Genomic DNA, 15,308 nt, shown 5'->3' with positions numbered 1-15,308 from the left:
CAGGGGAATCCTGCCAGGCCGCTATTTGCGCTTGTCTGTTTTGTGGCGCTTGACCGCGAATGGAATCGTCGACAAATATAAAAAGCCGATCACTGACATGGTGATCCAGAGATGGGTTACCACCAGGGAAAAGAAGATCGCCACACCCAGGAAATAAAACATCACATGCTCGCGGTTAATCGCCAGGCGCTTGAAGCTGAAAGTCGGAATCCGGCTGACCGCCAGGAACGCAATGAAGGCCATATAGGTGGAGCAGAAGACAGGATTCCTGAACAGTTCCCAGTCGGTTTCGAACGATAAAATCATCGGCCACAAAGACAGGGCGGCGGCGGCAGGCGAAGGAATGCCGGTGAAATAGTTTTTCACTTTCTTTCCGCTTGTCGTCTCCTCTGTCAGTTCCGTATTGAAACGGGCCAGGCGCAACACCATGCAAATCACGAATCCCAGGGAGACCGCCCAGCCTAGTCCCTTCACATCATGCAGGCCCCACATATACATGATCAGGGCCGGCGCCACGCCGAAGGAAACAATATCTGACAGAGAATCCAGTTCGGCGCCAAACTTGCTGGTGCCTTTGAGCATCCGTGCCACCCGTCCGTCCAGGCCGTCAAACACAGCCGCAACCAGAATGGAGATCACAGCCGCTTCCCATTTTTCCAGAATGGCAAAGCGGATCGCAAACATGCCCGAACAAAGGGCAAGAATGGTAATCATATTCGGCGCCAGACTCCGGACCGGCAGCACCGGTATCCTGGACACGCCTTTTTTGGGATCCTGCGGTTCAGTCACCGTATTTCACCTTCACGGTCTTTTTCCCGGATTTTTTCGTTGCCGATAACGGTTTCACCGGCGACGGCACGCTGGCCAACACAGACCTGGGAATGAACGCCTTCCGGCAGATAGACATCAACCCGGCTGCCAAAGCGGATCAGACCGAATCTTTCCCCCGCCTTCACGTCCGAACCGTCAACAGCCCAGCACAGAATGCGCCGGGCCACCAGCCCCGCAATCTGCACGAAAGCGATTTCCTTGCCGCTTTCGGTCTCCATCAGCAGGGCATGGCGTTCATTTTCCTCACTGGCCTTGTCCAGCGCGGCATTGAGATATTTCCCCGGCGTATAGGCCTGACGAATGATTTTACCATCAGTGGGAATGCGGTTCACATGCACATCGAACACATTCATGAAGATGCTGACCCGGGTCCGGGGCGCATCACCCATTTCGAGCTCAGCCGGCGGCACGGCCGAGCCGACAGACTGCACCACACCATCAGCCGGACTGATAATCAGTCCCTCCTTGACCGGCGTCACCCGCTCCGGATCGCGGAAGAAATAGGCACACCAGGCGGTCAGGATCAGCGCCGCCACAATGAGAAAATATGGCGCTTCCATCAGCACAAGCAAAAAAGTAGCCACCAGAAAGGCGCCGACAAACTTGTAGCCTTCACGATGAATGGGCACTAGAACCGAGGTGATACTGTCCATGTTTAAAGATATCCCGTTGATTAAACTTTCTGTTTATTTGTAATCCACTAGACCGAAATCATCAAATGCTTTCGGTTTCGGGAATGACGCTTTCCTCCAGGGCCGCAAGTTTTTCGCGGGCTTCGGAGGCTTCCTGCTGTTTTTGCCACATGCTGTAGTAGAGGCCCTGTTTGGCCAGCAGCTCCGCGTGGCGGCCCCGTTCGACAATCTGTCCCGCCTCCATCACAAGAATCTCGTCGGCGTCAATGATTGTCGACAGACGATGGGCGATGACAAGGGTTGTCCTGTCCTTCGCCACCGTTTTCAGCGCAGCCTGGATGTCCCGCTCCGTGTGGCTGTCCAGGGCGGAAGTCGCTTCGTCCAGCAGCAGGATCGAGGGATTCTTCAGGATGGTCCGGGCAATGGCCACCCGTTGCTTTTCCCCGCCGGACAGCTTCAGGCCGCGTTCCCCGACTTCCGTGTCATAGCCTTCCGGCAGGGTCTCGATAAACTTGTCGATCCGGGCCAGCCGGGCAGCCTCCTCGACCTGTTCGTCGCTCGCATCCGGATTGCCGTAGCGGATATTATAGCGGATGGTGTCGTTGAACAGCACCGTATCCTGGGGCACGACCCCGATATGGCGGCGGACCGAGGTCTGGGTCACCTGGCGGATATCCTGTCCGTCAATGGTGACTGTTCCCGCGGCAATGTCATAAAAGCGGAACAGGATCCGTGAAATGGTTGACTTCCCTGCGCCACTGGAGCCGACAATGGCGGTCATGGACCCGGCCGGCACCCGGAAAGACACATCCTTCAGAATGGTGCGGTTCTGCGCATAGTGGAACGACACATGGTCGAAGACAACCTCTCCGCCCTTCACAATCAGATCTTTCGCATCGGGCGAGTCCTGAATTTCCGCATTCTCGGAGATAATGGAAAACATTTTTTCCATATCCACCAGCGACTGCTTGATCTCCCGGTACACAAAGCCGAGGAAATTGAGCGGCTGGTAGATCTGGATCAGCAGTGTATTGACCAGCACAAAGTCACCGATGGTCAGGCGGCCGTCAACAACGCCGCGCCCGGCCAGGATCAAGACAATCACAAGCCCGACGGAGATAATCATACCCTGCCCTACATTCAGCAGGGTCAGGGACAACTGGCTCCTGACCGACGCGTCTTCATAGCGTTCCAGCGCCACATCATAACGGCGCGCCTCATGCTGTTCGTTGTTGAAATATTTGACCGTTTCGTAATTGAGCAGGCTGTCGATTGCCTTTGTGTTGGCCCGGGTATCATGCTTGTTCATTTCCCGGCGATATTTGAGCCGCCACTCGGTCACGGCGATGGTGAAATAAATATAGCCGCCCAGGCTGACAAAAGTGACCAGGGCATAAAGAAAACCGAATTTGATCCAGAAAATGGCAGAAATCAGCACCAGCTCCAGCAATGTCGGCAGGATGTTGAACAACATGAAACGGAGCAGAAAATCGATACCCTTGACCCCCCGTTCGATGATCCGGCTCAGTCCTCCGGTCTTGCGGTCAAGATGAAAGCGCAGCGACAGGGTATGCAGATGACGGAAGGTCCGAAGCGCCACAGTACGCAGGGCGTTCTGGCCGACCCGGACGAAAATGGCGTCCCTGAACTCGCCAAACACCAGGCTCAATACCCGGGCGATGCCATAGGCCAGAATCAGTCCCAGCGGCAGGGCGATCGCCGCGTTCCCGGTTGTCGCCCCGCCCTCACCAGACAGGATGTTGATGGCGTCCTTGAGCAGGAAGGGCACATAAACGCTGATGAGCTTGGCCGCCACCAGAAACACCAAAGCCAGGACCACCCGGGTTTTCAGGTCGCCCCGCCCCTCAGGCCAGAGATAGGGAAGCAGTGTTCTTATGGTTTGCCAGTGATTTTCTTCCTTTTCCGGATCGTTTTTCTCCGGTTCCTGCGCCAGTGATCTCATGAAATGCCCTGCTTCAATATTAGATTATTTAAATATGGGATTAAAAGCTTATGTTATTTACTCTATTTTAAGAGGGCTGACCTAGTCTGTCATGACAAAAGGCAACCAGCTTTCAAGTGGAGTATGCAGGTGTCAGAAGCTGTGATAACAAACACCTCGTCTGATATGGGAACAATCGTGTCGGAAAACAAGAAATCGCGCGCAAGTATCTACGAGTTGGACCGCCTCCTCAAACAGCTGGCCGCAGAAGTCACTGATGAAAAACTTGAACTCCCTGCATCCTTCAGCTTTCACTGGCATGGCATCCCCTTTGCGGGGCAGATTCTGACGTTTGAAAACAGTGACAAACTGAAACTTGATCTGGTCGCCAATCTCGGTCATCTGGCCTATAGCGCGGAAAACCATACCCGCCGCCAGGAACTGCTTCGCATTTTCCGGCCCCTGGTCCGGAAAGGCGACTTTACCATCAGTCGGCACAGCCAGATCCAGATGATTAGCCAAACCAGCTTCTCAGGCGACCTCAGCGCCAGAAACATCATGACGGCGATTACCTATACACTGCTCGATTTGCGGGACAAGCTGAAGGACATCGCGGCGCAAATCCACGCCTGATTTCCCCGGATAAAATTTTTGCTGAATAATCAGTCCTGCTCGATGTCATCCTGGCGCGGAAGTGTGAATTTCTGTCCCGGATAAATCAGGTCCGGGTCGCGGATGACATCCCGATTGGCGCTGAAGATCATGGTATAATGAAATCCCGACCCATACAGCTTGCGGGCAATGTGCCACAGGCTGTTACCGGGATGGACGATGACTTCGCCCTTGGCGCGGCCCGGGTCAATCTCCAGCATGGGATCAAACGGCTGCTCGATCCGCACTTCCACGTCGTCCCCTTCCAGAATCTGGTCGAGCCGAAGCAGATGTTCGCCGTCACTGAGTCTGCTTTCAAAAGCGAGGGTCCACTCCCCGTCCTCGGAACCGGTGACTTCACCTCTATATTCATTGTCAAGATAGACGCGGACCACCGACATCGGCGCCGCCATGCCGGAAATCATAATGCGGCCCTGGTCGTCATAATCCAGGGATTCAAGCGACAGTCCCTTGGTAAGGTCGCCGAGGTTCATTTTCCGCGGCTTTTGCAGAACCCGGCTCGGACCGTGACCGGCCCGGGGAGAAAGGATCGCGACCACGCCCTCGGTCTCATCCTCGATGAAGCGCTGCTCGTCCCGGTCGGGAACGGCAACAATCACCACGTCGCTGGAATAGACATCGAACGACCCCGGCATCTGGGACTTGAGGCTCAGTTCGGTCGGGCCGCTGGGCAGCGGCGTGTCAAATATCAGCACCCATTCGCCGTTGCGATCGGCTACTGCGGCCCCGATTTCATCGTCCCAGGCATAGACATAGACATCGCTGTTGGGCTCGGCACGACCGGCGATCACGCCGGTGCCGTTGCGGCTGATCCTGACAATATCGAATGTGGGGATGACGGTGCGGACGACCTCTTCGCTGGCGGTTTCCACGGACTGGGTTTTGAACTCTTCGTCCTTGAGAAGGTCAGAGCTGAACAGGTCGATGCCGCTTTCGTCGGCAAAGAACATAATCCAGACAACAGCGCATACGGCAGCAAAGCCCAACAATGTCAGGCTTGCTTTCAGCGCCCAGTCCGCACTGCTGCTGTCCCTTTTCCGGGGTGGTTTGTCGCGATTATCTACCAAAAAACTACCAAATCACCAAAGTTCCACTGCTTCTGATATATAACGGCTGGACCGCAGTTTCCAGCGCCATTTTTATTTTATGTCAGGAAATCAAGCCATATTGCGCAGGGTGTTATAAAATTTTGTCGAAACTGTGACCGGTGTTTCACATTTTTATGAAAGAGATGGGCAAAAGAATCTATACTGAATTCAGCCCTCAAACCAAACGGATGTCATAATGGCCAAGATAAAATCAATCTGTGTTTACTGCGGTTCCAAAACCGGCCGGAACGACAGTTTCGTCCCCCTCGCCCGGGAACTTGGCGAACTGCTGGCGGACAACAACATCCGCCTGGTCTATGGCGGTGGCAGTATCGGTCTCATGGGAATCATCGCCCGGGCCGTCATGGAAGGAAACGGCGAAGTTACCGGCGTCATACCGGGTCACCTGGAAGATCTTGAAGTCGGCGAGAAAAACCTGACTGACAAATTTGTCGTCGGCAACATGCATGAACGCAAGCGCATGATGTTCGACCATTCAGACGCCTTTGTGATCCTGCCGGGCAGTATCGGCACGCTGGACGAAACCATAGAAATGATCACCTGGAAACAGCTCCAGCTCCATGACAAGCCGATCATTCTCCTCAACACCGACAACTATTGGAATCCGTTCCTGGATATGCTCGATCATATCGTCGAGCAGGAGTTCATGACCGACTATACTCTGAGCCTTTTCGAGGTCATTTCCAGCCTCGACGAACTGCTTCCCCTGCTGTCAAAATTGCCGGAGCCGCAAATTGATCCGAAAAATACTCTTTTTTAGCAAGATTCTTTATTTTCGGGACTTCCAAACCGGAAAATCCGGTGGTATGTTGCGCCCCATCAAGCGGGCAGCTTTCCCTGCCCGATTAACGGAATTCCGCTAACCCCGGCAGTCAAAGCCCTGCCGCTGAACCGAATAAGGGTCCAATATGACAAAAATCAAAGTTGAAAACCCGATCGTCGAGATTGACGGCGATGAAATGACACGCATCATCTGGGGATGGATCAAGGAAAAACTGATCCACCCCTACCTGGACGTGGATCTGAAATATTACGATCTGGGCATTGAAGTCCGTGACGAAACAGACGACCAGATTACCGTCGATGCCGCCAATGCCATCAAGCAATATGGCGTCGGTGTGAAATGCGCCACCATCACTCCTGACGAGGCCCGCGTCGAGGAATTCAACCTGAAACGCATGTATCGCTCCCCCAACGGCACCATCCGTAACATCCTCGGCGGTACCGTGTTCCGCGAGCCGATCATCTGTTCCAACGTTCCGCGCCTGGTGCCGGGCTGGACCGATCCGATCGTTATCGGTCGTCACGCTTTTGGCGACCAGTATCGCGCCACTGACTTCCTGGTCCCCGGCAAAGGCCGTCTGACTGTCAAATTCGTGCCGGAAGACGGCGGTGACGTCATCGAACATGAAGTTTTCAACTTCCCCGGACCGGGTGTCGCCATGTCCATGTATAACCTGGACGACAGCATCCGTGACTTCGCCCGCGCCAGCATGAACTATGGCCTGGCCCGCAAATGGCCGGTGTACCTGTCCACCAAGAATACCATCATGAAAGCCTACGACGGCCGCTTCAAGGATCTGTTCCAGGAAGTGTTCGAGAGTGAATTCGCCGAGAAATTCGCAGACGCCGGCATCACCTATGAACACCGGCTGATCGACGACATGGTAGCCTGTGCCCTGAAATGGAACGGCAAATTCGTCTGGGCCTGTAAAAACTATGACGGCGACGTGCAGTCCGACACCGTAGCCCAGGGCTTCGGCTCCCTCGGCCTGATGACCTCCATCCTGATGACCCCGGATGGGAAAACCGTTGAATCAGAAGCTGCCCACGGCACCGTGACCCGTCACTACCGCATGCATCAGGAAGGCAAGGAAACCTCCACCAACCCGATCGCCTCCATCTTCGCCTGGACCGGCGGCCTCAAACACCGCGCCAAGCTGGACAGCAACGACCAGTTGCTGAAATTCGCGACCACGCTGGAAAAAGTCTGTGTTGAAACCGTTGAAAGCGGCCACATGACCAAAGACCTGGCCCTGCTGGTTGGTCCGGATCAGGGATGGCTTACCTCCCGCCAGTTCTTCGACAAAATCGACGAGAACCTGCAGAAAGCCATGTCCTAAGATATTTCCGACAGGAACAGGAAAAGGCCCGCTTGATGCGGGCCTTTTTGTTTGAACATCGTTTTCAGATTACGCCGGTTCTGCTTCACCTTCCGGCTGGCCGTAGTCTTCATGGCCGAAGCTTTCATATTCCTTCTTCAGCCGTTCCTCGATTTCCGGGAAATTGGCCATCAGATGCTGGTAATCATTGACTTCCAGCACCAGAAGCTGGCAGCGGGACGTGGCGACATAATTTGCCGTAAAGTTTGAATTCTCGATCAGGGATTTGACTCCGAAGAAGGCGCCTTCCTGCAACCTGACGATATCACGCCCGCTCCGCCGGGCCACTTCGCCACTGACAATCAGATACATTTTGTCGGCGCGGTCACCGGCCCGGGCGATCAGCTTGCCCTCCTGCACCACCCGGGAACGCAGGTATTTGGCGATATTGGTAATCATCGCCGCGTCAAGGTCGCTGAACAGCGGCACCCCGGCCACCAGGCCCCACCTGACGACAAAGTCCTGGCGATGTATTTCGTTTGAAAAACCGGAGGCGATGATACCGATCGGCAGCGCATACATGGCGAGGCCGAAAATCATCACAATGCCGCCGAACAGCTTGCCAATGACGGTGACCGGAACCACATCGCCGTAGCCCACTGTGGTCAGGGTGGTCAGAGACCACCACATGGCGATGGGAATATTGCCAAAGGCGTCAGGCTGGACCTCTCCCTCCACATAATACATGATCGCGGCTGAAAACAGCACCATGCCCATCATGATGATCATGGTCGCCGTGAGCGCCCGCCGTTCCTCGTAAATGACCCGTCCCAGCGAACTCAGGGCCGGCGAATAGCGGGTCAGCTTGAAAATCCTGAGCAGGCGCAGGATCAGCAGGAAGCGCAGGTCCACGCCGACAAAGAAGAATCCCACGATCGGAGCGATGGCCAGGAAATCGATAATCATCAGGGGACTGAACAGAAACTGCAATCTGAACCCGAACTTGCCGTGGCGATCGTTATCCGACAGATATTCCACACAGACCCAGAAGCGCAGCAGATATTCAATAATGAAAACCGCCAGCGAAAAGACCTCGAAATAGAATAATTCTTCGAAATAGCTGCGCCGCACCGTATAAATGGTCGCCGCGGCCATGGCCGTGATGTTGGCGACGACCAGAAGGATCATAAACAGGTCAAACGCGCGCCCGACTAGGGTGCCGGTCCCGCCGACCTCCATCATTTCAAATACGCGGCGCCTGATGGTTTTGGATTGTCTGGCCATTTGTCCCTCTGAAAATAAAGGCCGCTTTTTACAGCGGCCTTCATCTTACAAATCTGCAATGAAATTTTCTATGGCTTTTATGGCCTGTTCCGCCTGGCTGCCGTCCGGTCCGCCGGCCTGCGCCATGTCCGGCCGCCCGCCGCCGCCCTTACCGCCGACCGCCGCAGCGCCGGCCCGCACCAGGTCCACGGCGCTGACCTTGTCGGTTAGGTCATCGGTCACGGCAGTGAGGACCGCCGCCTTGCCGTCATTGACCGCGACAAAGGCAATAATGCCTGAGCCCACCTTGGCCTTGGCGTCATCTGCCAGGCCGCGCAGCTCCTTGGCCGCAACCCCGTCCAGCACCTGCCCGAGGAACTTATAGTTGCCAATGGTTTTCGCTTCCTGGCCGCCGCCGGTCGATCCGCCGCCCATGGCCAGCTGCTTTTTCAGCTCGGAAATTTCCTTTTCCATGGCCCGGCGATCATCCAGCAGCTTTTTCAGGCGGTCCGGCAATTGTTCAGCAGTGACTTTCAGCACGGCCGTCGCCTCGGAGAGTTTTTCTTCTTCCGCCGCCACATAGTTCAGGGCATCCTCGCCGGTCACCGCCTCGATCCGGCGCACCCCGGCGGATACCGCTCCTTCAGAGGTGATCTTGAACAGGCCGATATCGCCGGTGCGGCGCACATGGGTGCCGCCGCAGAGCTCGGTGGAGAAGCGGTCATCGGGAACTTCCCGCTCGCCCATGGAAACAACGCGAACCTCGTCTCCGTATTTCTCGCCGAACAGGGCCATGGCCCCGGCCTCAATGGCATCTTCGGGGGTCATCAGCCGGGTTACCACTTCGCTGTTCTGGCGGATCACCTGATTGACGGATTGCTCAACCGCCCTGACTTCCTCAGCCGTCAGAGCCTTGGAATGGCTGATGTCAAACCGCAATTTGTCGGGCGCCACCAGCGAGCCCTTCTGGGTGACATGATCGCCGAGAATGTCACGCAGCGCGGCATGCAGGATATGGGTCGCAGAGTGGTTGCCGCGCAGACGAGTCCGGTTTTGCCCGTCCACCTTCATATCAACGATGTCGCCAAGGCTGATCTCGCCGTCGAGTATTTCGCAATGATGCACATGCAGGGCATTGAGCTGCTTTGAGGTATCGGTCACTTTAAGGTTAGCGCCGTCTTCGGTGGTAATATAGCCGATATCGCCCATCTGGCCGCCGGATTCCCCGTAAAACGGGGTCTGGTTGGTGAGCAGCGCCACTTTCTGGCCTTTTTCCGCCTTGTCGACTTTTTTACCGTCCACCACGAGGCCGACCACCTTGCCTTCGGCCCGCTCGGAAGTATAGCCGACAAATTCAGTGGCGCCCTGTTCGTCGTAAATTTCAAACCAGAGCTCATCGGTGGCAGCCTCACCGGAGCCTTTCCAGGCGGCGCGGGCATCGGCCTTCTGTTTGGCCATGGCTTTGGCAAAGCCTTCTTCGTCCACAGCATAGCCTTGAGAGCGCAGGGCGTCCTGGGTCAGGTCAAGCGGGAAGCCGTAGGTATCATAGAGCTTGAACGCCACGTCACCGGCCAGGGTGCCACCTTCGGACAGCCCTTCCACTTCTTCATCCAGAAGTTTAAGACCACGCTCCAACGTCTTCTTAAATCTTGTTTCTTCCAGGAGAAGAGTTTCCGTGATCAGGGCTTCCGCGCGGCCCAGTTCCAGAAACGCCTGGCCCATCTGGCCGATCAGGGCCGGCACCAGCCGGTACATCAGCGGATCCCGGCAGCCGATCATATGGGCATGGCGCATGGCCCGGCGCATAATCCGGCGCAACACATAGCCCCGGCCCTCGTTGGACGGCAGCACGCCGTCGGCAATCAGGAAGCAACTGGAGCGCAGATGGTCGGCAATCACCCGGTGCGAAACATTGTGGTCGCCGTAAGGGGCAACACCGCTGGCATCGGCCGAGGCTTCGATCAGATGCTTGAACAGGTCGATTTCATAGTTGTCGTGGGTGCCCTGCAGAACGGCGGCAATGCGCTCCAGGCCCATACCGGTATCGATGGACGGTTTGGGCAGGTTGTTGCGGGTCCCGTCCGCCTGCTGGTCGAACTGCATGAAGACCAGGTTCCAGATTTCGACAAAACGATCGCCGTCCTCGTCAGGAGAGCCCGGAGGGCCACCCCAGATATGTTCGCCGTGATCGTAAAAGATTTCGGAACAGGGGCCGCAGGGGCCGGTATCGCCCATGGACCAGAAATTGTCGGAAGTGGCAATGCGGATAATGCGTTCCTCCGGCAGGCCGGAAATCCTGCGCCACAGGTCAAAAGCCTCGTCATCCTCGTGATAAACGGTCGCGGTCAGCTTGTCCGCTGGTATGCCGAATTCGCCGGTGATCAGGTTCCAGGCATAATAGATGGCCTTTTCCTTGAAGTAATCGCCAAAGGAAAAGTTCCCCAGCATTTCAAAGAAAGTGTGGTGGCGGGCGGTATAACCCACATTATCCAGGTCATTATGCTTGCCGCCGGCGCGCACGCATTTCTGGCTCGACGCGGCGCGGACATAGTCGCGGGTTTCGGCACCGGTGAAGACATTCTTGAACGGCACCATCCCGGCATTGGTAAACATCAGGGTCGGGTCGTTGTGAGGCACCAGGGGACTGCTGGCCACTACTTCATGGTCGTTCTTCCGGAAATAATCGAGGAAAGCACTCCGGATTTCATTGGTGCCTTTCATATTACGCTAAACCCTTTCTCAGGCGTCGACCGCTACCGGCCTCCTTGCCATTCAATCCTAATTCAGGCGGCACTACCCGCCAGTCACATCCGTTGCGATAGTCTTTTACCCTTTGATCCATACGCTGTCCAGCATTGTATACTGTAGGTGAAGCATCACCCTGCCGCCACAAAAAAAGGCGCCCCGTGGGGCGCCCTGCGAAGGTGGTTTGCCGGGTATTATTCCTCTGTGTCCTCATCGCGGACTGCCCCTTCCTTGAGCATGGCTTCGTCCAGAATACCGGCATTATGGCGGATCGCCTGTTCGATGGTGTCAGCGATTTCCGGATTCTCCTTGAGGAAGCGCTTGGCATTTTCCCGGCCCTGGCCGATGCGCTGGCTGTCATAGGAATACCAGGAGCCAGATTTCTCGACAATGCCGGCCTTGACCCCAAGGTCAATAAGTTCACCGGTTTTGGAGATCCCTTCCCCATACATGATATCAAACTCGATCACCTTGAAAGGCGGAGCAACCTTGTTCTTCACCACTTTGACCTTGGTCTGGTTGCCGACGATGTCCTCTTTTTCCTTGATGGCGCCGGTGCGGCGAATATCAAGGCGAACAGAGGCATAGAATTTCAGGGCGTTACCGCCGGTAGTGGTTTCCGGACTGCCGTACATGACACCAATCTTCATCCTGATCTGGTTGATGAAAATCACCATGCATTTTGATTTGGAAATGGAGCCGGTCAGCTTGCGCAGCGCCTGGCTCATCAGACGGGCCTGGAGACCCACATGGGAATCGCCCATTTCGCCTTCCAGTTCGGCCCGCGGGGTGAGCGCCGCCACACTGTCCACCACCAGCAGGTCAACCGCGCCGGAACGCACCAGGGTGTCGGCAATCTCCAGCGCCTGCTCCCCGGTGTCCGGCTGGGAGATCAGGAGTTCGTCGATATCAACGCCGAGTTTGGAGGCATAAACCGGGTCCAGGGCGTGTTCCGCATCCACGAAAGCCGCCACACCGCCTGTGCGCTGGATTTCCGCTGCCGCATGCAGGGCCAGGGTGGTTTTACCGGAACTTTCCGGACCGTAAATTTCAATGATGCGCCCCTTGGGCAGGCCGCCGATGCCAAGGGCGATATCCAGTCCCAGGGATCCGGTGGAGACCGCTTCAATATCCACAGCCGTATTATTCTGCCCCAGTTTCATCACGGAGCCTTTGCCAAAGGCCCGCTCTATCTGTCCGAGGGCGGCTTCGAGAGCTTTCTGTTTATCCATATTATCCTGTCCGACAAGTTTCAGCTGTGAGGTTGCCATTGATCCTTCTCCTCTATATTCCATAGCCCGCTCAAGGTTGCAATGACAGTAAATGTACACCATTTGTTCTTTTTGGCAAGAACATTTTTAATTCACTGTTTTACTTATACTTTTTATATTTATTTTGTGAATTGCTCCCGGAAAAAGAACAAAAAGAACGCCCTGGAAGCGTTCTTTTTAAATATTGTCCTGCAGAATCAGGGGCCGATCAGCTTTCCAGTACGTCCTTCACCTGTTCGGCAAGCTGCTTGAGGCTGAACGGTTTGGGCAGAAAATTGAAGTCTTCCTCGCCAAGGTTCTTGTCAAAGGCGTCTTCGGCATAGCCGGAAATAAAGATCACCTTGAGGTTGGGATGTTTCTCCTTGACCTTCTTGACCATGGTCGGCCCGTCCATCTGCGGCATCACCACATCGCTGATGATCAGGTCGAGATCCCCTTCCAGTTCCTGGACGATCTTCAGTGCCTTGTCGCCGCTGTTGGCTTCATAGATTTTATAGCCCTTGTTTTTCAGCGCCCGGGAAGCAAACATGCGCACCGCATCCTCGTCTTCCACCAGCAGGATGTTGCCCTTGCCGGTCAGGTCCTTGGCCTCACTCTTCCCTTCTTGCTCGACAACGGAGGCCTCTCCGGTTTCCCGTTTGACTTCCTTGTGCATGGGAATATAGATGCTGAAGGTCGTTCCCTTGCCCAGCTCACTGGTCGGGAAAATAAAGCCGTCAGTCTGTTTGATAATGCCATAGACGGTGGACAGGCCAAGGCCGGTCCCCTTGCCCACTTCCTTGGTGCTGAAGAAGGGTTCGAAAATCTTGCCGAGATGCTCCTTGGCGATCCCGGTGCCGGTGTCTTCCACCTCCAGCAGCACATAGTCGTTGGGCGGCATCACCTTGTAGCGTTCGCTCAGCTTCAGGGATTCCTGATAGGGAATATTGCGGGTGCGGATCATGATCTTGCCGCCTTCCGGCATGGCATCGCGGGCATTCACACACAGATTGATGATCACCTGTTCCAGCTGGCCCTGGTCCACCTTGACCGGTCCCAGGCCGCGGCCGTGCTTCATTTCGAGCTCGATGGTCTCGCCGATCAGACGCCGCAGCAGGTTGGACAGTTCGGCCAGAACGTCCGTCACCACCAGCACCTTGGGCCGGAGTGTCTGCTGACGCGAGAAGGCCAGCAACTGGCGCACCAGGTTGGCCGCCCGGTTGGCATTCTGCTTGATCTGGATAATGTCGGAGAAGGACTGGTCGCCCGGGCCGTGCCGCACCAGCAGCAGGTCGCAGAAACCGGTGATCGCCGTCAGCAGGTTATTGAAGTCATGGGCGATGCCACCGGCGAGTTGGCCGACCGCCTGCATTTTCTGGGACTGGGCGAACTGCAGCTCCAGGCTTTTCTGTTCGGTGGTGTCGATCAGATAGAGAATGGAAACCCCCTCGTGATCGGCAAAATGCTCCAGACGGGTGATATAGAGCTGCCCCCGTTTTTCTTCCTTGCCCTTGAAAGCCACATCGGCAACGGTACTGGCTTCACCGCTTTCGATCGTATGGCCGATCTTTGCGATTATATCTTCATGGTCCTCCGCTTCCAGAAAATCCTTCAGCCGTTTTGTTTTCACCAGCCCAAGCGCGGCAAGGAAATTCCGGAAAATATTATTTCGCTCCAGCACTTCACCCTTGGCCGAGACGACGGCAATGCCGATCGGAGAGTCCATGAAGAAATGCTCAATATTCACATCTGACGGCATATGGTGGGCAGCGCCGCCCTCCCCCTCACGCATCAGAACATAAATAGAAACATCGCTATCGCCATAGGACGAAGAGAGGTTTTCCCCGGAATGGATCACCAGAGGAATTTCCTGCCCGGACACCGTCAGGAACGGGACAAGTCCATCCAGTTCCTCCCTTGGCCTTTCCGTCAGTTCCTGAAGAGAAACCGGCAACTGCAGTTCTTTCTCATCAGAATCCACAAGCCAGTCGCGCAGCAGGTCGTTGACATAAAGTATTTCATCATTGCCGCCCACGGCCATACAGCCCGCATTCCCGAGCTCCAGCAGACGACCGATACCGGAAAGGTCTACCTTGCGGCGAAGCGAAGGCGCCTGCTTTGATTCGGCCGAATCCCCGGCCGACACATTCCAACGCACATAGCCCTGCCGTTCACTTTCATGAAAAAGGTCGAGCTTGAGGATCAGGGGACGGTCTTCCGTATCCGTTACTGTGACATTCAGGATTTTCCTTTCGCCCGGTTTCAGCGCCTTGAACGTGTCCTCAAGTTCTGATTTCTCCTCTTCCTCGACAAAATTCAGCCCAAAGGGAGAAACAGACTGACTACCGGTTATGGCACCGACCAGTTGGCGGAACCTGAAGTCTGCATAGATGACCTCGCCCGCCTTGCTGGTCAGCAGATAAGCCGGAACTTCCCCCTCCTGCCGGGCCAGCGAGGCCGGCACTTCCGAAATTCTTACGTTATTTTCCTTGCTCAGGAAAAAGCCCATAACGACGGCCGTAAGCAGGACGGATACCGCCGACACAATCGCGCCAGTGGTGGCATACCCTGTCGCGAGGCCAAGGATAAAAAAGGCCATGGCAATCAGGATGCCGATTCCGGCCAACGTGATCAGGAAGGGATAGTCGACAGACTCCTTCCTGCGTTTCATACCTGCTACAATCGAGTCTTCGGACGTGATGGGGCTGATCTTGTTCATTTGTTATTCTTTTTGTTGCCTGCGTGATTTGCTATCGCAGATT

At 55.5% G+C, this 15,308-nt stretch carries 11 protein-coding genes; 3 read left to right on the top strand and 8 right to left on the bottom strand.

The window, feature by feature from the left end; translation table 11 throughout:
- Positions 1-21: 21 nt before the first annotated feature.
- The 3 genes from pssA to FIV46_RS01935 form a co-directional block, all read right to left on the bottom strand.
- A complete protein-coding gene (gene pssA / locus FIV46_RS01945) occupies positions 22-789 on the bottom strand; it encodes a CDP-diacylglycerol--serine O-phosphatidyltransferase (RefSeq protein ID WP_139938117.1) in 768 nt (255 codons plus the stop codon).
- The gene (locus FIV46_RS01940; protein WP_139938116.1) at positions 786-1,484 is read right to left on the bottom strand and encodes a phosphatidylserine decarboxylase; all 699 of its coding nucleotides are present in this window, start codon (positions 1,482-1,484) and stop codon (positions 786-788) included. The genes pssA and FIV46_RS01940 overlap by 4 nt, the downstream gene beginning before the upstream one ends.
- Positions 1,485-1,545: 61 nt before the next feature.
- The gene (locus FIV46_RS01935) at positions 1,546-3,426 is read right to left on the bottom strand and encodes an ABCB family ABC transporter ATP-binding protein/permease (RefSeq protein ID WP_139938115.1); all 1,881 of its coding nucleotides are present in this window, start codon (positions 3,424-3,426) and stop codon (positions 1,546-1,548) included.
- Between the two features lie 177 nt (positions 3,427-3,603).
- Here FIV46_RS01935 and FIV46_RS01930 point away from each other — a divergent pair, with 177 nt between their 5' ends.
- Positions 3,604-4,038: a hypothetical protein gene (locus FIV46_RS01930; protein WP_139938114.1), complete on the top strand. Its 435-nt coding sequence runs from the start codon at positions 3,604-3,606 to the stop codon at positions 4,036-4,038.
- 29 nt (positions 4,039-4,067) lie between these two features.
- On the opposite strand, the gene FIV46_RS01925 is transcribed toward FIV46_RS01930, so the two are convergent.
- Positions 4,068-5,144, bottom strand: a complete 1,077-nt coding sequence (locus tag FIV46_RS01925; protein ID WP_139938113.1) for a LysM peptidoglycan-binding domain-containing protein — start codon at positions 5,142-5,144, stop codon at positions 4,068-4,070.
- 217 nt (positions 5,145-5,361) lie between these two features.
- Here FIV46_RS01925 and FIV46_RS01920 point away from each other — a divergent pair, with 217 nt between their 5' ends.
- Both FIV46_RS01920 and FIV46_RS01915 read left to right on the top strand, forming a co-directional pair.
- Positions 5,362-5,946, top strand: a complete 585-nt coding sequence (locus tag FIV46_RS01920) for an LOG family protein (protein ID WP_139938112.1) — start codon at positions 5,362-5,364, stop codon at positions 5,944-5,946.
- A 148-nt stretch (positions 5,947-6,094) separates the two neighbouring features.
- Positions 6,095-7,309, top strand: a complete 1,215-nt coding sequence (locus tag FIV46_RS01915; protein WP_139938111.1) for an NADP-dependent isocitrate dehydrogenase — start codon at positions 6,095-6,097, stop codon at positions 7,307-7,309.
- A gap of 69 nt (positions 7,310-7,378) precedes the next feature.
- On the opposite strand, the gene FIV46_RS01910 is transcribed toward FIV46_RS01915, so the two are convergent.
- The 4 genes from FIV46_RS01910 to FIV46_RS01895 all read right to left on the bottom strand — a co-directional run bounded on the left by FIV46_RS01910 (position 7,379) and on the right by FIV46_RS01895 (position 15,265).
- Entirely contained in the window at positions 7,379-8,572 is a 1,194-nt protein-coding gene (locus tag FIV46_RS01910) for a cyclic nucleotide-gated ion channel (RefSeq protein WP_139938110.1), read from the bottom strand.
- A 45-nt stretch (positions 8,573-8,617) separates the two neighbouring features.
- Complete coding sequence (alaS, locus tag FIV46_RS01905; protein ID WP_139938109.1) at positions 8,618-11,272, bottom strand: alanine--tRNA ligase; 2,655 nt, start codon at positions 11,270-11,272, stop codon at positions 8,618-8,620.
- Positions 11,273-11,490: 218 nt separating this feature from the next.
- Positions 11,491-12,567, bottom strand: a complete 1,077-nt coding sequence (gene recA, locus FIV46_RS01900) for a recombinase RecA (RefSeq protein ID WP_139938108.1) — start codon at positions 12,565-12,567, stop codon at positions 11,491-11,493.
- 208 nt (positions 12,568-12,775) lie between these two features.
- Positions 12,776-15,265, bottom strand: coding sequence for a response regulator (locus FIV46_RS01895; RefSeq protein ID WP_139938107.1), 2,490 nt, complete (start codon positions 15,263-15,265; stop codon positions 12,776-12,778).
- Positions 15,266-15,308: the final 43 nt, after the last annotated feature.

It is taken from the genome of Emcibacter nanhaiensis, assembly GCF_006385175.1.
Lineage (GTDB): Bacteria > Pseudomonadota > Alphaproteobacteria > Sphingomonadales > Emcibacteraceae > Emcibacter > Emcibacter nanhaiensis.
The sequence above is the reverse complement of the archived record's forward strand: the minus strand, read 5'-3'. Positions and strand labels throughout refer to the sequence as shown.